The sequence below is a fragment of the Pseudoalteromonas sp. SCSIO 43088 genome, assembly GCF_023650795.1.
Lineage (GTDB): Bacteria > Pseudomonadota > Gammaproteobacteria > Enterobacterales > Alteromonadaceae > Pseudoalteromonas > Pseudoalteromonas shioyasakiensis.
The window spans coordinates 1282169-1301090 of the sequence record NZ_CP072675.1 but is presented as its reverse complement, the minus strand read 5'-3'; the positions used below and the strand labels follow the sequence as shown (position 1 = coordinate 1301090).

Annotated in this window: 20 protein-coding genes; 7 read left to right on the top strand and 13 right to left on the bottom strand. The window is 41.8% G+C overall.

The window, feature by feature from the left end; genetic code table 11:
• Nucleotides 1–75: 75 nt before the first annotated feature.
• From frr to rpsB, 4 genes are all read right to left on the bottom strand, one after another.
• On the bottom strand, nucleotides 76–633 hold the full coding sequence (frr, locus tag J8Z28_RS05950) for a ribosome recycling factor (RefSeq protein WP_054553121.1): 558 nt from the start codon (nucleotides 631–633) through the stop codon (nucleotides 76–78).
• A gap of 14 nt (nucleotides 634–647) precedes the next feature.
• Nucleotides 648–1397 carry a UMP kinase gene (gene pyrH / locus J8Z28_RS05945; protein ID WP_054553317.1) on the bottom strand — a complete coding sequence of 250 codons (750 nt, stop codon included), beginning with the start codon at nucleotides 1395–1397 and terminating at the stop codon, nucleotides 648–650.
• A gap of 151 nt (nucleotides 1398–1548) precedes the next feature.
• A complete protein-coding gene (gene tsf / locus J8Z28_RS05940) occupies nucleotides 1549–2400 on the bottom strand; it encodes a translation elongation factor Ts (RefSeq protein WP_054562045.1) in 852 nt (283 codons plus the stop codon).
• A 103-nt stretch (nucleotides 2401–2503) separates the two neighbouring features.
• The gene (gene rpsB / locus J8Z28_RS05935) at nucleotides 2504–3232 is read right to left on the bottom strand and encodes a 30S ribosomal protein S2 (RefSeq protein ID WP_054562046.1); all 729 of its coding nucleotides are present in this window, start codon (nucleotides 3230–3232) and stop codon (nucleotides 2504–2506) included.
• A 247-nt stretch (nucleotides 3233–3479) separates the two neighbouring features.
• Between rpsB and map the strand changes: the two genes are divergently transcribed.
• The 6 genes from map to J8Z28_RS05905 all read left to right on the top strand — a co-directional run bounded on the left by map (nucleotide 3480) and on the right by J8Z28_RS05905 (nucleotide 12750).
• Nucleotides 3480–4289: a type I methionyl aminopeptidase gene (gene map, locus J8Z28_RS05930; RefSeq protein ID WP_228482666.1), complete on the top strand. Its 810-nt coding sequence runs from the start codon at nucleotides 3480–3482 to the stop codon at nucleotides 4287–4289.
• Between the two features lie 12 nt (nucleotides 4290–4301).
• Entirely contained in the window at nucleotides 4302–6920 is a 2619-nt protein-coding gene (gene glnD, locus J8Z28_RS05925; protein WP_054562048.1) for a [protein-PII] uridylyltransferase, read from the top strand.
• Between the two features lie 9 nt (nucleotides 6921–6929).
• Entirely contained in the window at nucleotides 6930–7757 is an 828-nt protein-coding gene (gene dapD, locus J8Z28_RS05920) for a 2,3,4,5-tetrahydropyridine-2,6-dicarboxylate N-succinyltransferase (RefSeq protein ID WP_054562049.1), read from the top strand.
• A gap of 326 nt (nucleotides 7758–8083) precedes the next feature.
• Complete coding sequence (locus J8Z28_RS05915) at nucleotides 8084–8359, top strand: hypothetical protein (RefSeq protein WP_160316765.1); 276 nt, start codon at nucleotides 8084–8086, stop codon at nucleotides 8357–8359.
• 192 nt (nucleotides 8360–8551) lie between these two features.
• On the top strand, nucleotides 8552–11662 hold the full coding sequence (locus J8Z28_RS05910) for an efflux RND transporter permease subunit (RefSeq protein WP_054562051.1): 3111 nt from the start codon (nucleotides 8552–8554) through the stop codon (nucleotides 11660–11662).
• Nucleotides 11663–11673: 11 nt separating this feature from the next.
• Entirely contained in the window at nucleotides 11674–12750 is a 1077-nt protein-coding gene (locus J8Z28_RS05905) for an efflux RND transporter periplasmic adaptor subunit (RefSeq protein WP_054562341.1), read from the top strand.
• 149 nt (nucleotides 12751–12899) lie between these two features.
• On the opposite strand, the gene J8Z28_RS05900 is transcribed toward J8Z28_RS05905, so the two are convergent.
• The 5 genes from J8Z28_RS05900 to J8Z28_RS05880 form a co-directional block, all read right to left on the bottom strand.
• Nucleotides 12900–13565, bottom strand: a complete 666-nt coding sequence (locus J8Z28_RS05900) for a hypothetical protein (protein ID WP_152966947.1) — start codon at nucleotides 13563–13565, stop codon at nucleotides 12900–12902.
• An 83-nt stretch (nucleotides 13566–13648) separates the two neighbouring features.
• Nucleotides 13649–13933: a hypothetical protein gene (locus J8Z28_RS05895; protein WP_054562053.1), complete on the bottom strand. Its 285-nt coding sequence runs from the start codon at nucleotides 13931–13933 to the stop codon at nucleotides 13649–13651.
• Nucleotides 13934–14066: 133 nt separating this feature from the next.
• Nucleotides 14067–14453: a hypothetical protein gene (locus J8Z28_RS05890; RefSeq protein ID WP_054562054.1), complete on the bottom strand. Its 387-nt coding sequence runs from the start codon at nucleotides 14451–14453 to the stop codon at nucleotides 14067–14069.
• Nucleotides 14454–14518: 65 nt separating this feature from the next.
• Nucleotides 14519–14917, bottom strand: coding sequence for a hypothetical protein (locus J8Z28_RS05885; RefSeq protein ID WP_250660066.1), 399 nt, complete (start codon nucleotides 14915–14917; stop codon nucleotides 14519–14521).
• A gap of 105 nt (nucleotides 14918–15022) precedes the next feature.
• Nucleotides 15023–15370, bottom strand: a complete 348-nt coding sequence (locus J8Z28_RS05880) for a hypothetical protein (protein ID WP_250660065.1) — start codon at nucleotides 15368–15370, stop codon at nucleotides 15023–15025.
• Between the two features lie 147 nt (nucleotides 15371–15517).
• Here J8Z28_RS05880 and J8Z28_RS05875 point away from each other — a divergent pair, with 147 nt between their 5' ends.
• Nucleotides 15518–15760: a type II toxin-antitoxin system prevent-host-death family antitoxin gene (locus J8Z28_RS05875; RefSeq protein WP_250660064.1), complete on the top strand. Its 243-nt coding sequence runs from the start codon at nucleotides 15518–15520 to the stop codon at nucleotides 15758–15760.
• Between the two features lie 175 nt (nucleotides 15761–15935).
• Here J8Z28_RS05875 and J8Z28_RS05870 read toward each other — a convergent pair whose 3' ends face one another.
• The 4 genes from J8Z28_RS05870 to phhA all read right to left on the bottom strand — a co-directional run bounded on the left by J8Z28_RS05870 (nucleotide 15936) and on the right by phhA (nucleotide 18903).
• Nucleotides 15936–16886 (bottom strand): IS30 family transposase, encoded by a 951-nt coding sequence (locus J8Z28_RS05870; protein ID WP_250659387.1) that lies wholly within the window; start codon nucleotides 16884–16886, stop codon nucleotides 15936–15938.
• A gap of 176 nt (nucleotides 16887–17062) precedes the next feature.
• Entirely contained in the window at nucleotides 17063–17632 is a 570-nt protein-coding gene (locus J8Z28_RS05865; RefSeq protein WP_250660063.1) for a hypothetical protein, read from the bottom strand.
• Between the two features lie 119 nt (nucleotides 17633–17751).
• Nucleotides 17752–18096 carry a 4a-hydroxytetrahydrobiopterin dehydratase gene (locus tag J8Z28_RS05860; protein ID WP_036969771.1) on the bottom strand — a complete coding sequence of 115 codons (345 nt, stop codon included), beginning with the start codon at nucleotides 18094–18096 and terminating at the stop codon, nucleotides 17752–17754.
• Nucleotides 18097–18105: 9 nt separating this feature from the next.
• The gene (phhA, locus tag J8Z28_RS05855) at nucleotides 18106–18903 is read right to left on the bottom strand and encodes a phenylalanine 4-monooxygenase (RefSeq protein ID WP_054553132.1); all 798 of its coding nucleotides are present in this window, start codon (nucleotides 18901–18903) and stop codon (nucleotides 18106–18108) included.
• Nucleotides 18904–18922 lie beyond the last annotated feature (19 nt).

The following is an 18922-nucleotide window of genomic DNA, read 5'->3' as shown; positions in this document are numbered from 1 at the left end:
GGCGTTTCAAAACTAATAAATTTAGTTGCGCCTGTTTACTTGCAGAATCAATGTCTGAAAGATAAACAGCAGCGATTAGATTTCCATTAACTCAGCTTCTTTTGCAGCTAGTTGTGCGTCCATCTCTTTGATGAACTTATCAGTAAGCTTTTGGATCTCGTCTTCTGCTTGACGTGCTTCATCTTCAGAAATGTCTTTTTCTTTCAATAAGCTCTTAATGTCGCCATTTGCGTCACGACGGATGTTACGTACAGCAACACGGCCGCTTTCAACTTCACCACGTACGATTTTAATCAGGTCTTTACGACGCTCTTCTGTTAGTGGAGGAAGTGGAACACGAATAACAGTGCCTGCAGACATTGGGTTTAAACCTAAATCTGAAGCCATAATCGCTTTTTCTACTGCTTGAGCTAGTGACTTATCGAACACGCTAATTGCAAGTGTACGTGAGTCTTCAATTGTTACGTTAGCAACTTGGTTTAATGGTGTGTCTGCACCGTAGTAAGACACTTGAATACCGTCAAGTAATGCAGGGTGCGCACGGCCTGTGCGAATTTTAGATAATTGACTGCCTAGTGCCGCAACACTTTTTTGCATACGTTCTGACGCATCTTTTTTGATATCGTTAATCACGGTTCAATCCTAATCTATTTGCTAGTTTCATCTGAGGCTTGTGAAGAGATAAGCGTTCCTTCATCTTCGCCCATAATAACACGCTTAAGCGCGCCTGATTTATTCATGTTAAATACGCTTAATGGCATGTTGTGGTCACGCGCCAGCGTAAATGCAGCTAAATCCATAACCTTAAGCTCTTTATCAATGATTTCATTGTAGCTTAAGTGGCGATATAGTGTAGCGTCTGGGTTTTTCACTGGGTCATCAGAGTAAACACCATCCACTTTAGTCGCTTTGATTACAGTATCTGCTTCAATTTCAATACCACGTAAACACGCTGCTGAGTCAGTCGTGAAGAATGGGTTACCTGTACCCGCTGAGAAAATTACAACGCGGCCAGATTTTAATAGGCTGATAGCTTCTGCCCAGTTGTAAGCATCACACACACCGTTAAGTGGGATAGCAGACATTAAACGACAATTTACAAATGCACGGTGCAGTGCATCACGCATTGCTAAACCATTCATTACAGTCGCAAGCATACCCATGTGGTCGCCAACTACGCGGTTCATACCCGCTTCTGCTAATGAACCACCACGCAAGAAGTTACCGCCACCGATAACTAAACCTACTTCTACGTCGAGCTCTACAAGTTCTTTAATTTCTTGAGCCATACGGTCAAGTACTTTTGGGTCGATGCCGAAGCCTTCGTCTCCCATTAATGCTTCACCGCTAAGTTTAAGAAGAACACGTCTAAAAATAGGTTTACGATTGATAGTCATAATATTTGGGCCAGCCTTAGTAATGAGATAAAAAATAACCGCGCTATGGTTACACATAAAACGCGGTTATTTTAAAGAATTTTCATCAGTGACGCAAAAGCTAATAGCAGATTAATTTCATCTTATTGCCCTACGTCACTAAGTTAGAAAATTACTCGCCTTTTGCAGCAGCGATTTGAGCAGCTACTTCAGCAGCGAAGTCTTCTTCTTTACGCTCGATACCTTCACCAACTTCTAAACGGATGAAGTTAGAAACAGTTGCGCCTTTCTCTTTAAGAATTTCGCCAACTGATTTTTTAGGTTCCATGATGAAAGCTTGACCAGTAAGAGAGATCTCACCAGTGAATTTCTTCATACGACCGATAACCATTTTCTCAGCGATTTCAGCAGGCTTGCCTTCGTTCATCGCGATATCGATTTGAACTGCTTTTTCTTTTTCAACAACGTCAGCTGGTACGTCTTCTGGGTTTACGAACTCAGGCTTAGACGCAGCTACGTGCATAGCAACTTGCTTAAGTGTTTCTTCGTCAGCTTCACCAACTACAACAACACCGATACGGTCGCCGTGGCGGTAAGAAGAAAGCTTGTCACCGTCGATGTACTCAACGCGACGAACGTTGATGTTTTCACCGATTTTAGCAACTAGAGCAACACGAGTTTCTTCGAATTGTGCTTTAAGTGCTTCGATGTCTGCTTTAGTTTCTGCAGCAGCGTCAAGAACTTGGTTAGCGAAACCAAGGAAGTTAGCGTCTTTAGCAACGAAGTCAGTTTGACAGTTAACTTCAAGAAGTGCAGCGAAACCGTTACCTTCTTTGATTAAGATTGTACCTTCAGCAGCGATGTTACCTGCTTTTTTAGCAGCCTTTGCAGCACCGCTCTTACGCATGTTTTCGATCGCTAACTCGATGTCACCGTTAGTTTCAGTTAACGCTTTTTTACAATCCATCATGCCAGCGCCAGTACGCTCGCGTAATTCTTTAACTAGGGCAGCAGTTACAGCCATTAGAATATCCTCAATTGAATTCTGTTATAGGGAAGCGGTATAGGCCGCTTAACAAGAATAACAAGTCTTCACCTTAAATAGATGAAGACTTGATGACAGCTAATTACTCAGCTTCTACGAAGTCGTCTTTCTCAGCTTGAGCAACGATGTTGTTCTCACGACCTTCAGTGATCGCAGCTGATACAGCGCCTGTGTAAAGTTGGATAGCACGGATCGCATCGTCGTTACCAGGTACGATGTAATCAACACCGTCTGGGTTAGAGTTAGTATCAACGATAGCAACAACTGGAATACCTAGGTTGTTAGCTTCACGGATAGCGATGTGCTCGTGGTCTGCATCGATAACGAAAAGCGCGTCAGGAAGACCGCCCATGTCTTTGATACCACCAAGGCTCTTTTCAAGCTTTTCCATTTCACGAGTAAGCATTAACGCTTCTTTCTTAGTTAATTTCTCGAAAGTACCGTCTTGGCTTTGCGCTTCAAGGTCTTTAAGACGCTTGATTGATTGACGAACTGTTTTCCAGTTAGTCAACATACCACCTAACCAACGGTGGTTTACGTAGAACTGCTCGCTTTGGATCGCTGCTTCTTTAACTGCTTCGCTTGCTGCGCGCTTAGTACCAACGAAAAGTACTTTACCTTTGTTAGAAGCTGCGTTCGATAAGAACTTAAGTGCTTCGTTGAACATTGGTACAGTTTGCTCTAGGTTGATGATATGAACACGGTTACGAGCGCCGAAGATGAAAGGCTTCATCTTAGGGTTCCAGTAACGTGCCTGGTGACCAAAGTGAACACCAGCTTGAAGCATATCGCGCATTGAAACGTTTGCCATTTGTATAATCCTCTATAATTTAGGGTTAGGCCTCCACATATCCCATAGCACCAACACCGTAGTTAAATTGTAACTTAAGTGCACCCAAGTGTATGTGACGATACGTGTGTGTGTTAAAATAAAATTGTGTTTGCCTTAAATACAAAAAATCAGTTAAGAATTTATTTGTAAAAAGACGGCGCGCTTTATACCATATTAAAATTGAAAACTCAACGTCTAGTGCAAAATTTGTGCACTAAAAACTGACCTGAAAAACAACTTTGGAGCCTCAATGAGTGCTGTGATCAAGACCCCTGAAGAAATCGAAAAAATGCGTGTTGCCGGGCGCTTAGCCGCCGAGGTACTAGAAATGATAGAACCGCATGTGGTGCCAGGTGTAACCACAGATGAACTAAATACAATTTGTCATGATTATATTGTTAATGTTCAAGATGCTATTCCAGCACCGCTTAATTATCACGGTTTCCCAAAATCAATTTGCACCTCTGTGAACCATGTAATTTGTCACGGTATTCCAAATGACAAACCACTTAAAGAAGGCGATAGCGTAAATATCGACGTAACTGTGATCAAAGATGGCTATCACGGTGATACATCGAAGATGTTCCACGTTGGTACGCCTAACATTCAAGGCAAGCGTCTTGCTGATATCACACAAGAAAGCCTTTACCTTGCGATTAAAATGGTAAAACCAGGCGTACGCTTAGGTGATATTGGTGCTGCAATTCAAAAATACGCAGAGGGCTTTAGCTATTCAATCGTTCGTGAATATTGTGGTCACGGCATTGGTGCTGAGTTCCACGAAGAGCCACAAGTAATGCACTATGGTAAAGCAGGTACTGGCGAAGTATTAAAAGCAGGTATGTGCTTAACAATCGAGCCTATGGTTAATGCTGGTAAACGCCAATGTAAGCTACTAAAAGACAACTGGACTGTCGTAACAAAAGACCGTTCACTGTCTGCACAGTGGGAACATACACTGTTAGTGACTGAAAATGGTGTTGAAATTTTAACGCTCCGATCAGATGATACTATTGACAGGATCATCGAACACTAGGAGCCAGCCCCAGTGGCATTACCCAATAAAGTAAAAAAGTTGCTCAGCCAAGCTGAGCAACTTAGCGATTATCGCGACTGTTCTAGTTATTTTTATAAATGGCTACAGAACGAATTCTCAAAACAACCCGTTAGCAACTTAATTAATGCCCGCGCTGAGTTTATCGACCGCTTATTAATTAAACTGTTTCACGATTACGATCTTGCTCACGAAAGTGATCTTGCCCTGATTGCTGTGGGTGGTTATGGTCGTGGCGAACTACACCCCTATTCCGATATCGACTTTATGTTGCTAGTAAGCGAGCAGCCAAGTGAAGCCGTGTGCGAAAAAATTGGCCAGTTCGTTACCATGCTTTGGGATCTAAATTTAGAAATTGGTCACAGCGTTCGCACTATAGAACAAGCATTAGAACAAAAACGCGAAGATGTGACATTTGCCACCAGCTTACTCGAAAGCCGATTAATTTTCGGTAACCATATCGAATTCGAAAAATTAAAAAATCATTTAATAGATACGCCTATTTGGCGCTCAGACGAATTCTTTTTGGCAAAAGTACAAGAACAAAGTTTACGCCATAAAAAATGCCATGGTACTGCTTATAACCTTGAGCCGAATATCAAAGAAAACCCGGGTGGCCTGCGCGACTTACAGACCATTATTTGGGTTGCTAAAAAGCACTTTAGAGCCGAAACATTACAAGAACTCATAAATCACGGCTATCTTACTCACGAAGAATACCAAGAGCTGTCTGAGTGTTTAGAAAACCTATGGAACATTCGTTTTGCGCTGCACATCGCTGCGGGTCGCTCTGAAAACCGCTTATTGTTCGATCATCAACCTAACGCCGCTGAAATTCTTGGCTTTGGTAGTGATGGTAAAGCCTCGGTAGAGCGCATGATGAAACGCTTATTTAGGATCATGAGCCGCGTACGTGAGCTTAACCAAATGCTGCTTTCATACTTTGAGCAAAGCATTTTACCGGGTGCCGGTGAGTTACCTGTGATTGAGCTTGACCGTAACTTTGAGCGTATTGGCCATCAAATTCGTGTTAAGAACCCATCGGTGTTCTTCCGCCGTGATCAGCTATTTGTGTTGTTCGAGCATATTGCTGATAACCCAGAGATCACCCATATTTACCCAAGTACCATACGTACAATGCGCCAAGTTCGCCGTCGTTTATTGGGTGATTTACAAGACTACGCCGCCTGTCGCGAAGCATTTTTGCGTTTAATCAAACACCCTAACGGTATGGGCCGCGCATTTACGCTGATGCACAAGCACGGCATTATTGCTGCCTACTTACCACAGTGGCGTAATATTTTTGGGCAAATGCAGTTTGATTTATTCCATGCCTACACCGTGGATGAACATACCCATAAACTCATCAACAATATTTATAAGTACTTTGATAAATCAAAAGTCAGCGAATTTCCGTTATGTAGTGAAATTGTCACTCGCATGGACAAGCCTGAGTTACTTTATTTAGCCGGTATTTTCCACGATATTGCTAAAGGCCGTGGTGGCGATCACTCTGAGCTTGGTTCAGTTGATGCAATTGCGTTTGCTAAGCTACACCGCTTCCCAGCCTCAGATGGCAAGCTGATTTCGTGGTTAGTGGCTAATCACTTACTTATGTCGGTTACAGCGCAGCGCAAAGATATTAATGACCCAGATGTGATTAAAGACTTTGCCAGTAAAGTGAAAAATGAGCGCCAGCTTGACTACTTGTACTGCTTAACGTTAGCCGATATTCGCGCAACTAACGATAACCTGTGGAACGATTGGAAAAATACCCTACTACGTGAGCTGTATTTACACACCCAGCGCGCGCTTCGTTTAGGGCTTGAAAACCCAATGGACCAACGTGATCAAATACGTGATAAAAAACAGCAAGCCAAACAGCGCTTACTGAACCACGGTTGTAACGAAGATCAAATCGACTTAATTTGGAGTCGCTTTAAAGCCAATTACTTTACCGCTTTTAGCGAGCAACAGATTTCGTGGCACACAGAGCACCTACTAAGCTGTGAAGATTTAAGCCAGCCTAGCGTTGCCGTGTCTAACACCGCAATGCATGGTGGTACACAAGTATTTGCTTATAGCCCTTACTCAGGTGGCTTATTCGCCCGTTTGGTAAGTGTAATTGGTTCGAAAAAAGCACAAATTCAACATGCGCAGGTACTGACCACTAAAGATGGCTACGTGCTATTTAGCTTTGTTATTTTAGAGGTCAATGGTGACCCGATTGCGAGTAACCGTTCGCAAGGCATTAAACGTGCTTTAGATCTTGCAATTAGCGACCCGAAAAAGAAAATTCGCCTTAAAAAGAATCGCTCACAGCGCTTCAAAGACTTTAATATCAAACCAAAAATTGTGCTTAGACCGCATGCCCGTAAAGACCGCAGCTTAATTGAAATTCAAGCGGTGGATATTCCGGGTCTATTAACAAAAATTGCGGAAGTATTTCAAGCGCACTTATTACATATTCATGCCGCACGGATCACCACAGTTGGTGAGCGTGCAGAAGATTTCTTCGTGGTATCAAATAACGAATACCAAGCATTAACAGACGAAGAACAGGCTAAAATTCATCAAGCATTGCGTAAAAAACTCAACGCAGAAACCGAATAAGAGGATCTTATGTCAGATTTAAAAACCATGATCGAAAACGCCTGGGACAACCGCGATAGCATCAGCCCAAGCACGGTATCAAGTGAAGTAAAACAAGCTATTATCGACGCGCTTGAATTACTTGATAGCGGCGCTGCACGTGTTGCTGAAAAAATCAGTGGTGAATGGGTTGTACATCAATGGTTAAAAAAAGCGGTGCTACTGTCTTTCCGTATTCGTGATAACCAACCAATGAGCGATGGTGTTAATCAGTTTTACGACAAAGTACCACTTAAATTTAGCGACTTTACACCAGAGCAATTCCAACAAGGCGGCATGCGTGTTGTGCCTAATGCTGTGGCACGTAAAGGCAGCTTCGTAGGTAAAAACGTAGTGCTTATGCCATCTTATGTCAACATTGGCGCCTACGTTGATGAAGGTACCATGGTTGATACATGGGCAACGGTTGGCTCATGTGCACAAATTGGTAAAAACGTTCACTTGTCGGGCGGTGTAGGCATTGGTGGTGTGCTTGAGCCACTACAAGCTAACCCAACTATTATTGAAGACAACTGCTTTATTGGCGCACGTTCTGAAATTGTTGAAGGTGTTGTAGTTGAAGAAGGCGCCGTTATCTCAATGGGTGTTTACATCAGCCAAAGCACACGTATCTATGACCGTGAAACTGGCGAAATCCATTACGGCCGAGTACCAGCCGGTGCGGTTGTTGTTCCTGGTTCTTTACCGTCAAAAGATGGTTCGCACAGCCTATATGCTGCCATCATCGTAAAAAAAGTAGATCAGCAAACTCGCGAAAAAGTAGGTATTAATGCCCTACTTCGCTCGATTGATGAATAACAAGACTGAGCTTTAAGCCGTCAGCCGTCAGCCGTCAGCCGTCAGCCGTCAGCCGTCAGCTTTAAGTTTTAGAGGTTAAGAAGCGCGATGCTAGCTAGTTTCGCGCTTTTTTATTATCTGTAATGCAATGATTTTTAGCTAGTTTGTTGAGATATACCCGCAAATATGTTTTAGTATAAAAAACAAACAAATCAATAGTGAAAATGTTTAAGTCTTTTCGGAGTTTTACCCACACGGAGTTATTTTATTACACAGGGTTATTCTACCTTGTGGCAATCTTGCTGTTTGTATCACGTAGTTACCTATACGAATTTTTTGTAACTGATATGAATTCACATCGCATAGAAGTTAAAGAACTTGAAGTTGCTTTAACATCGCACGTTAATAAAGATTATGTTTTTGAAGCATTGCAAACAACCTTAGATGGCCTTGCAACCCCAGATCGAGTTGCAGTTAAAATCCAGTGTTATACGGTTTTCTGTGATGTTAGTTTTACGAACCCATTTATCACCATTAACGACCACAATCACTACAGTGCAGAAGTAAAACGTGTGTTTGAGCAAAATGTGGCTTCCCTTAGCCGAAAAGATACTGCTCACTAGTTTCAGGCGCTATTACTTAATGCTTAAAACTTAAAGCGCCTCAGCTAAATTGTTACATCTTATTTCAAATACACATTTTATCGCTTAATTACGGCTATTCAGCGTTACTTCTGAAACACATTTCATTTACCTCACTGGCACTTTTTTTACATCGCACTACAATGCACACAAACTGATTTTGGAACACACACAATGAATCTGACACGTAGTTCGCTGAAAAACCCTGCGAGTGTTATTGTCATCTTGGTGTTGATTATGTTGTTTGGCATGTTGAGCATTTTTAAGCTGCCAATTCAGCTCACACCAGATATTGAGCAACCGCAGATCACTATTTTCTCTGGCTGGCGCCAAGCTGCACCTGAAGAGATTGAATCAGTGATCATTGAGCCGCTCGAGAACGCAGTAAAAAACACTCCGGGTGCTCTAGAGGTTAATACTTACATTAACCGTGGCAATGGCTCTATCACGTTGACTTTTGCTGTTGGGCAAAACATGCAACAGGCCATGCTTGATGTGTTAACTAGCCTTAACCAAGCGCCGCCCCTGCCGTTAGATGCATTTGATCCTGTGGTGTTTGCTGGCGGTAATAATGGTGAAGCCGCAGCAACGTTACTGGTCACCCCAAAAGATTTTAATAGCGACAGCCTTGATTTAGACATGGCGCAGTTCCAAAAACAAATCGATGAATTTGTTGAGCCCCGTTTGGCACGTATTCCTGGTGTTGCCCGCGTTGACTTAGCCAGTGAGCGACCAAAAGAATTACGTATTACCTTTGACCCTCACAAAGCCGCCGCACTTGGCGTCAGCCTTGACCAAATCAGTAACGTATTAGCCAGCTCACGCGATACCTCTGGTGGCCTTGCCAATGTTGGCCGTCGTCAATATACCGTACGTTTTACTGGGCAATATGATTTATCAAGCATGGCACAAATGCGCGTTGGTTATTCAGGCGATAGACCCATTTACCTTGGCGATATCGCAAGTGTAGAACGCACTTTTTCTGACCGTTTAGGAATGAGTGGTCGAAATGGTAAACCCGCGTATTACATTCGTATTTCGCGCGCTAACGAAGCCAATACCGTTGCCCTACTCGACGAAATTAACCTTGCCATTAAAGAGCTAAACGAAGGGCCGCTGGCTGAAAATGGCTTATCGATTGAATTAAGTTTTGATGCCTCAGTGCATATTCGTAATGCCTTGTCCTTGGTTAAAAGTAACTTAGGCCTAGGTGTTTTGCTGTCGTGTTTAATCTTGTGGTTGTTCTTTAGGGGCTTAAAGGCCACGTTTGTCATTGCAGCGACAATTCCTGTCTCTTTGTTAGTTGCGTTTTTAACGTTAAATATTTTTGACCGCAGTTTAAATGTTATTTCACTGGCGGGTCTTGCCTTTGCTGTTGGCTTAGTACTTGATGCCGCCATCATTGTGCAAGAAAACATCGCAAGGCTCAGAAGTGAAGGCTTTGATAGTAAAAAAGCCGCGCTAAAAGGCGCAGCTCAAGTAACTGGCGCTTTATTTGCTTCAACCACCACTAGCGTTGCTATCTTCTTGCCAATTTTATTTATGGCAGGTATTGAGGGGCAGTTATTCTCTGATTTGGCGCTCACCTTATCTATTGCTGTTATTGCCTCTATGATTTGCGCAATTACACTTATTCCGTTGGCTAACCATTTTTGGCCAGACAAAGAGCTAAAAGCGGATCCTTATCGTGAATATTGGCAGAAGCTAACTAACTTCATCATGGCGCTTACCAATACCCGCGTTAAACAAATAGTATGGATAGTGTCGTTATTGGGTGGCTCACTCGTCGCGACCATGACCATGCTCCCGAAAACTGATTTTATGCCGCGCGCACCAACCGATGGCTTTTTCTTTAACTTAAATACCCCGCCTGGCGGCAATGTGCAGTTTATGGAAGAAGAGCTGCTGATGCGTATTAAAAAGCGTTTAATGCCTTATTACACAGGTGAAAAAGAGCCGGGAATTAAAGATTTTAACTTTTATGCTTTTGGTTCGAACGCTGGCGGTTTTATTTATTCTGCCGATCCACAACGTGTTGAAGAATTAATGAAGGTTGCCCGAGAAGAGATCTTCATTGATTTGCCCGACACCCAAGTATTCTTCTTTAGAGGGTCGATGATCCAAGTTGCTAATGGCGGTGATGGTCGCAATATCAATATCGATTTAACGGGTCCGAATATGGACGAGCTAATAGCCGGTGCTAATGTGGCGCTGCAAGCTGTCACTGAAGCAATGCCGAATGCCACTGCAAGGCCACAACCACGACTCGATATGGCAGAGCCAGAACTTAGGCTCACACCTAATGACCGCCGTATAACCCAAGCAGGGCTAACTCGTCGTGATGTATCTCAAGCAGTGCAAGCCTATACAGGTGGGTTATTTGTTAATGAATACTTTGATGGCAACGAACGCATGAACGTGATTTTGCGCGGTATACCGTGGCAAACTCCAGAGGAGCTTAAAGCACTGCCCATTGTGACCCCACAATCAGGTATTCAAACTTTAGGCGAGCTTGCCAATATTGAACGCACCGTAGGGCCAACCCAGCTTAGACGTGTTAATGGCCGCCGTACCGTGAGTATTGTTGTCACGCCACCAGCAGATATGAGCTTACAACAAGCGCAAACCATTCTCTCAGAGCAAGTTATGCCGAAAGTTCGTGCAAGCTTGCCCGACAGCTCTGGCGCAATTTTGGCCGGTAACGCACAAAAGATGAATTCGGCCATGCAAGAAATGACAATCAACTTTATCTTGGCTCTGTTTATTTTATTCTTGCTAATGACCGCATTGTTTAAGTCAGCCAAAGACAGCGCGTTAGTTTTACTGGTTATGCCACTGGCAATTGCAGGCGGTGTACTGGCTTTATTTGTACTTAACTTATTTACCTTCCAATCGCTCGACTTACTGACCATGATTGGCTTTATTATCTTGCTGGGTCTGGTGGTAAATAATGCCATTTTATTGGTTGACCAAACCCGTGTCGCAATGGCCGCTGGGCTCAGTCGAGAAGACGCCGTTCGCCAAGCAGTGCTGCTGCGCGCAAGACCCGTTTACTTAAGTACCTTAACCAGCTTATTTGGCATGCTGCCACTGATGCTAATGCCGGGGGTAGGATCAGAAATTTACCGTGGCCTTGCCACTGTGATTGTCGGCGGCATGGCCATTAGCGCCCTATTCACCCTGATATTAATGCCAAGTTTATTGCAACTTGGCAGACAACTGCCGCCTGTTAATAACAAACAGCAACCAGAAAAAACGCCTTTAAGCTTAGTATCGAATCAATGAGTATTAAAACAATGAACACACCTTTTCGTAAATTAACCGCTCGCTTTTGTGCGCTATTTAGTCTTATCGCATTTAACGCCTTTGCAGTCGTGCCGGTTACTGTAGAAACCGTCACACAAGCTCCGCTGACAAGCGAAATTGAAGTTAGTGGCACTTTGTATGGCAAAGATGATGTAACCTTAACAGCAGGCGTTAGCGGCCGTTTATTATATGTTGTTGAGCCAGGTACTCTGGTTAAAAGTGGCGATACCCTAGTACGTATGGATACTTTGCCGCTTGAACTTGAAAAAGCACGCCAGCAAGAAATGCTCAATCGCGCCAAAATAAACTTACGCTTATATCAACAAGAGCTAGCTCGTTTACAAAAACTCGCCAAAGCCAGCAGTGCAGCAGCAAGCCAAGTTGATGATATGCAAAATAAGCATGACCTTGCGTTATCTGATATCGCACTGGCTAAGGTTGAATTAAAAGTGATAGACGATCAGCTTTCCCGTGCAACCGTTCGCGCCCCATTTGATGGCGTGATCAGCGAGCGTTTTAAACGCGCTGGCCGCGAAATAAATCGTGCTGATGAACTGGTCACCCTTCTCGATATTAATAACTTAGAAGTGCGTTTGTACGTGCCTGTTAAATACTTAAAGTTTTTACACAAAGGCATAGAGTTACCAATTCAAGCCGGCGACTTATCAGCCCCTGATATGACAACAGCTACCGTAACAGCGGTGATCCCATCAACCGATCCGCGTTCACAAACTGTAGAAGTACGCGCCCTACTACCAAGAGACGCCGAGCAAACATGGGCGATTGGCCAACTGGTTGATGTAGCCGTGCCACTAAAAAGCAAAGGGGATGTACTACTGGTGAATCGCGATGCGCTTATCTTACGCAAAAAAGGCACCCATATCGTCAAAATCGACAACGACAACAAAGCCCTGCAAGTTCCCGTAAAAGTAGGTAATGGTAAAGATAAACTTGTTGAAGTCACCCCGACTTCTAACATCGCTTTAAATGCGGGCGATAAAGTTGCAGTGCGCGGCGCCGAGCAACTACAAACCGGGCAAGAAGTCGAAGTTCAGGTAAAGCAATAACAGATAAGCTAGGGAATGACTGCCAGCGATTAAATATGTTGAGAACTGGCAGTTCTGATAAAGGGTAATAATGATTATCAGGTCATGTTTTTTTACTTATTAAAGTAAAAAGATAGAGCAGCCCACTTCATATACGCTTAGTTAAAAAACTAAATAAATTTAGCTGAAGTAAGATCAAATTGTGACAATGTACTTTTTCCTTTTTTATATTCAAGAATATTGCCCTTTGATATAGAAAGCTTGCCTAGATAACTATTAAACAAGAGTTCTCTTGGTAGAGTCTTAGCAATAATTAGTTGATCTGCTAATTTGCAATCCAAATAAACAAATTGAGTTAATTTAAATTCATGCATTGAGAGTGTAGCAATGACTTTAGATTCTATTGATTTCTTGGCCGATACTTTTTCAGATTGAACCCATTCATTCTCATAATTGTTAGCTTCGAACCGTTGCAATATATCCAAGCTTTGTTCAAGAGGAATTGGCATTGCAGATATAGCAGCCGACAAAGCTTTTTCTAATATCCTTATGTAATGCTGTTGAAACTGAGAATCCTTTAAATGGCTTATTTTCTCTAACGGGTAATGAACTACAACTTCGAGGAAAGGCACAACTTTCATTGGCTGCACCCTTATCTCTGTACTGCCATCTGTCACATAAACATTTATTCGTGAGTATTTAGAGGTAAACTTGAGTTTACTGATTTCCCTTTCCCAAAAATTACACAAGCAACGAGACTTAAAAAGAAACACCTTTTTATCTTCTTCCGAATAATTACCGTCAAGGTAAAGTTCTATTTGACTTAACTTTGGCATAAATCTATTGCCTCTTAGTTTTAGACTTTTTAGAAGCCGAAAGGTAGCTCCACCCTCCATTTGCTCTAACCAGTAGAGTAATTTTATTTTTCGAGAGTGGCGATTATATTAATGATTGCTAACTCACCACTTATGAATTCAGAAAGACACCAAACAGATGTATTACCCTCTATTGCAATTGGCTGCAAATCGTCCTGTAAGCTACTCTTAAACAAAGAAAGACTTCTTTCAGATGTTTTTATTTCTTCAATACTTAATTGATTTAACCAACCCTTCGTTGCTTCTTGAATATTGTCACCCCTAGACTGAGATATGAAAGTACCGCCATTCCAATCCATTAAAAATGTATACAACTTTTTACCTGACATTTATCTATTACCTTTAATTTTTTCAATCTATTGGGTTAGATTTTGCTTATGACTTTTTACTCAATAGGCACAAGACCTAAGCCTTCAAAATTAAACAATTCATTATTTTTACCAGCTACAGGGTACTAAAAAGTTAAACCTTACAATTTGTATCACCAAACTTAATTAAGTTGTTTAGTTGATGTTTTGATGCTTGGTATGGTGAGCACAAAACTTTAATGAATTGTGATTTATCTTCCTCATCCATATCAATCCAACTTCTAGTTTCTCGTATCCAATTCTTTATACATTCATAGCCATGCCAATCTTCATTTAGTTTAATTAATGACGACCAACCAATCGCTTCATCGTGCTCGCCGTTTTCTTGCAGAGCATGGACAATATCAGCAAGAATCCTTGATGATAAATCTGCAATAATCCCACTATATGGAATGGCGGAATCAAAGTGCGACTCTTTGAACTTTGCCTCGACAATGGCTCTGTGAAGGGCCATCAACTCTGATGCTTTTGTAATATTCATATTTCCCAACCTAAAGTTTTAAGAGGGCCAAGTCTTGCTTTTGCCTTATGAAAGAAAAAACAAGATCAGGGCCCTTGGGCTTCCTTACTATCCAGAGTACCTAACTTAATTCCGATGACAGTACCAACAATCGCAAAGGCTATACTCAGAGGCACTTCTACAAACCATAAAGGTGGGATAAATAACGTTTGTAATAGTATCGATACAATTACTGTTCCCATTATAAAACTCAGTAAATATACACTTAGGGCATAATTCCAAGCTTTTACAACATTGCGCTTAGCCATTACGGTAAAGATACCTGCGTTCAATAAATAAGATGGTAATAACTGGTATGTAAAATATTTGCCGAATGAGAATGAAGCTAAGTTATCACTTCCAATTATTAGAGTGATAAAAGTACTTAATACGGTATTCAAAACCAGCATGACTAACGTGTATTTTACTATCCTTAAACTATTCAATTTGTCTCCATGTGTTATGTCACAATTATGATTTAGAAATGACCAACTAGATACACTAACGCAGAACTAAGTTAACAGCTACGATTCGCGTTTAAAATACTCGCCTTATAATGCTTTAAAATAGTGAATCATTCTAATAACCTCTTTTATTTCATAGCAATAAAGAGGTTCCCAGCGAAAGCTTAGTGGCAAACACCACCAAAGCATTGAACCTGTGTAAAATTTTGTCTCTTGCTTACTAAATTTAAACTTACACCCTTTGAGGGCTGAACCAAATTTTAAGCTTTTTGGCTTTCTACCTATTGTAAGTGCTTCATTTGCTTGAGAGATAGATAGCATATTTACTTCTAAGTCAATATAACCATGGCTACAGCCAACCTTTCCTACTTTTATTGAAATAGGATCAGAGTTTTCAATATGCTCGATTACTATGTCATCTAATATAAATTTCATTATTCTCTTATGTATGTTACGTGCCTTATATAATCAGTGCCTTGCAAGTAAAACTACAGAACTCACACGAATCGCGCGATTTAATTATTTTGACCATTTCATGCTTTTTAATACAATTCCCCTATCACTTTATTGTAGAGAGCAGCCATGAATACACTAACAACAAATGATGCAAAACGTAATTTTGGTGAACGACTTTTAAACGCCCAACGTAAGCCTATTAAAATTAGTCAAAACAACAAGGACGCTGTATTGGTCATGTCTAATAAGGATTATGAAGAACTAAAAACTAAGAAAGTTGACTATATTAAGCATTGCTTTGAAAACGCAAAAAGAGACTTAGCTCAAGGTAATGTAGTTGATGGTAAAGACTTCTTGGATACTTTATAAAACATTATGCAAAAGAGTAGTAAAAAATCCAAAAATTGGGCGTAGCTGTAATGACATTTATCCAAATGGTTTTTACTTTCCTATTGGTAAACACACTGCTTATTTTATTAAAGAAGATGGTTTTATAATGATTGTTGCCGCGCGAATTCAACTCCGAAGTGCACCACTCGCTAAATTAAGCCGCCTTGCGTAATTCTTCGAATACGACTGCTGGCTGTTTATACCCCAGACATTTTCTCGGTCTGGCATTTAACGCTCGTTCAATCTCAGCAATTTGCTTGTCTGTTACCGTGCGTAAGTCAGTGCCTTTGCGTATGTATTGGCGCAGCAAGCCGTTAAAGTTTTCATTTAATCCACGTTCCCATGATGAGTATGGATTAGCGAAATAGATATCCGTTTTCAGTTTCTTTGCAACCTGTTCGTGGTCACAGAATTCACACCCATTATCTGCCGTTATGGTATGAACGTGACGGCGATAACGCCACAGCATGCCGACCATAGCTCGGCTCACATCAGCCGCGCACTTTGCTGGTACTTTACGTATCAGATACAGCTTACTTTTGCGCTCAACCAGGCTGACTATGGCTCCTGTCCCTTGCTTACCGAGAACGGTATCGACTTCCCAGTCCCCAAACCGCTTTTTCTTGTCAACAATCGCTGGACGGTGCTCAATGCCCACCCGATTCGGGATAATGACACGCTTCGCACGACGACCTTTGCGATATCGTCGATGACCTTGGCGTAAGTGCCTAAACAACTTGCCACCGCTCAATTTATCCCGTTGCACATAGCCGTAAATCCACGCATGACTCACTGAAAGCCCAATAATTCGACCCACGCCTGCAATTTGCTCGGGACTCCACTTTTGTTCTAATCCGAACTCAACAAAGGTGATGGTCTGCTTAGATAGACACGACTTTGCGGCTTGAACGCGCCTTTTGAGTGTCTTAGCCTGGGCGACTTCGGGTAGATAGTGATTTTCCCGGACCCTATTTCGTCTGACTTCTCGGCTGATAGTGCTATGACTGACTTTCAGGCGTTTGCCTATTTCACGATAACTAAAACCCTCGCGTAAGTAGGCTTCTATCTGGTATCTTTGTCCTTCGATCAACTGCTTGTAACTCATGGTAAATACTTCTGTTTGTTTGGCGACGATAGAGTACCACCAACAGGCAGTTGATCTCTTCTCACCGTTTAACCATGAGTGGTGCACTTATTATCTGAATTCGGGCGTACTAAACCAATCTCAGCTTCCTGAAAACCACTTATAATTGCAGCCTCCTTTCACAAAGCCAACACCTCTCACTGCAAACAGCCATACCCTTTTAATGAAATTTCTTGAGTATTCGCGCCGCTTTGGTTTTTATGTTGAATGATCAAACGCGAATCTTGGCTAGTAAAGGTAAAGGTTCCGAGCCAAGGTAGCTGGGCTATTGGTTGCATATGGTAAAAACCATTGGCATCAAAGCATATAAATGAGAACTCATGATGTACCGGAGCAAATACGCCATAATCAGCGGTAAATACAGCAATGTTGTCTTGCAGCATAAAATATTTCGCTTGCGTGCCCGCTACTAAATACCAAAAGCATATTGCTGTCATTATCACCACTTGTAAGCCGCCGAGTAAAAATACTGAAAATTTAAGAATACGAGTCGATTTACTAGCTTCCATATAAAGGCGCTTTGCTTTGAGTAATAACCAAAGCCCAATAGCAACCATAGTGAGCTTTACAATCATCAGTGCTACGCCTATTTGATACATCAGCTTAGGGCTATGCCATTGAATGCCAAATGTTTGCGGGATAAACAAGCTATCAATTAAGGGCAGTAAAATGAGTAGGAATGGCAGAATAAGCGCTTTGTTTTTCATTATTTCTTTTCTAGTGTTCTCGCAAAGATAAGAGTTCAATGTTAATTCTTGGACTCTAAAAAAGCAAAAAGGCGCAACCTGAGGTTACGCCTTTTATCGTTCTGGGCAGAACTTAAAATTTACAGTGCAGCGAATACATCGTCTGTTTTAGCAGCACAGATAAAATCATTTTTGTGTAACCCTTTAATAGAGTGGCTCCACCAAGTAACAGTTACTTTGCCCCACTCGGTTAACAGACCTGGGTGGTGACCTTCTTCTTCAGCCATATCGCCCACTTTATTAGTGAACTCAAGTGCTTGTTTGAAGTTTTTAAACTTGTAAACACGCTCTAATTGCATAATGCCGTCGCGCACTTCAGGAACCCAGTCTGGGATCATTTTGATCAATTCTGCTAATTCAGCATCAGATACTTTAGGCGCATCCGCACGACACGCTTCACACTTTTGTGTGCTTAATGAAGACATTATAAATCCTTAACTTGCTAATTTTTCTTTAGGAGGAAACTTTGGCTCATGTAGCCCTAATTCTTTTGCTTTACTCACCAGCGACATGATATCCATTTGTGAAATATCAAATAAGTCATTGATTGAGTTAATGGTGTAGTACACAGGCTGCATAATATCAATACGATATGGTGTACGTAATACATCAAGCACATTCATCGCATTGATTTCTGGCTTATCTGAATACACATACTGTGTTTCGCCTGGGCTTGATAAAATACCACCACCATAAATACGCAGACCTTGTTCGGTTTGCATTAAACCAAACTCAACGGTAAACCAGTAAAGGCGTGCTAAATAAACACGATCTTTCTTTTCAGCGGCATAACCTAACTGACCATATTTGTGTGTAAACTCAGCAAATGCTGGGTTGGTAAGCATCGCACAATGACCAAAAATCTCGTGGAAGATATCTGGCTCTTGTAAGTAGTCAAACTCTTCACGGCTGCGAATAAAAGTCGCTACTGGGAACTGCTTGTTTGCTAGTAATCGAAAGAACTCATCAAAATCGATCAGTGCCGGAACAGGCGCAACTTGCCAGCCCGTTGTTTCGAGTAACACTTCGTTGAGTTCACTAAGTTGTGGAATACGATCTGTTGGTAAATTAATTTTCTTAAGACCTGCTAAATATTCATCACAGGCTTTACCTTCAATGCAAGCGAGTTGGCGAGCAACTAGCTCAGACCATATTTTATTTTCTTCTTCGCTCCAATGGATAACCCCATTTTCATCAGGTTGCTTGGAGGTGTAATTACTTGCTTTAGCCATAATAACCTTCTTCGTTAAA

What these genes read in the sequence shown, in the direction of transcription:
- J8Z28_RS05870 (WP_250659387.1), bottom strand. Translation starts at nt 16,886, where the DNA reads ATGAGTTACAAGCAGTTGATCGAAGGACAAAGATACCAGATAGAAGCC.
- rpsB (WP_054562046.1), bottom strand. Translation starts at nt 3,232, where the DNA reads ATGGCAAACGTTTCAATGCGCGATATGCTTCAAGCTGGTGTTCACTTT.
- J8Z28_RS05905 (WP_054562341.1), top strand. Translation starts at nt 11,674, where the DNA reads ATGAACACACCTTTTCGTAAATTAACCGCTCGCTTTTGTGCGCTATTT.
- J8Z28_RS05860 (WP_036969771.1), bottom strand. Translation starts at nt 18,096, where the DNA reads ATGTCTTCATTAAGCACACAAAAGTGTGAAGCGTGTCGTGCGGATGCG.
- J8Z28_RS05865 (WP_250660063.1), bottom strand. Translation starts at nt 17,632, where the DNA reads ATGAAAAACAAAGCGCTTATTCTGCCATTCCTACTCATTTTACTGCCC.
- phhA (WP_054553132.1), bottom strand. Translation starts at nt 18,903, where the DNA reads ATGGCTAAAGCAAGTAATTACACCTCCAAGCAACCTGATGAAAATGGG.
- pyrH (WP_054553317.1), bottom strand. Translation starts at nt 1,397, where the DNA reads ATGACTATCAATCGTAAACCTATTTTTAGACGTGTTCTTCTTAAACTT.
- dapD (WP_054562049.1), top strand. Translation starts at nt 6,930, where the DNA reads ATGTCAGATTTAAAAACCATGATCGAAAACGCCTGGGACAACCGCGAT.
- tsf (WP_054562045.1), bottom strand. Translation starts at nt 2,400, where the DNA reads ATGGCTGTAACTGCTGCCCTAGTTAAAGAATTACGCGAGCGTACTGGC.
- J8Z28_RS05890 (WP_054562054.1), bottom strand. Translation starts at nt 14,453, where the DNA reads ATGAATATTACAAAAGCATCAGAGTTGATGGCCCTTCACAGAGCCATT.
- J8Z28_RS05915 (WP_160316765.1), top strand. Translation starts at nt 8,084, where the DNA reads ATGAATTCACATCGCATAGAAGTTAAAGAACTTGAAGTTGCTTTAACA.
- J8Z28_RS05895 (WP_054562053.1), bottom strand. Translation starts at nt 13,933, where the DNA reads ATGTCAGGTAAAAAGTTGTATACATTTTTAATGGATTGGAATGGCGGT.
- J8Z28_RS05910 (WP_054562051.1), top strand. Translation starts at nt 8,552, where the DNA reads ATGAATCTGACACGTAGTTCGCTGAAAAACCCTGCGAGTGTTATTGTC.
- J8Z28_RS05900 (WP_152966947.1), bottom strand. Translation starts at nt 13,565, where the DNA reads ATGCCAAAGTTAAGTCAAATAGAACTTTACCTTGACGGTAATTATTCG.
- J8Z28_RS05875 (WP_250660064.1), top strand. Translation starts at nt 15,518, where the DNA reads ATGAATACACTAACAACAAATGATGCAAAACGTAATTTTGGTGAACGA.
- J8Z28_RS05880 (WP_250660065.1), bottom strand. Translation starts at nt 15,370, where the DNA reads ATGAAATTTATATTAGATGACATAGTAATCGAGCATATTGAAAACTCT.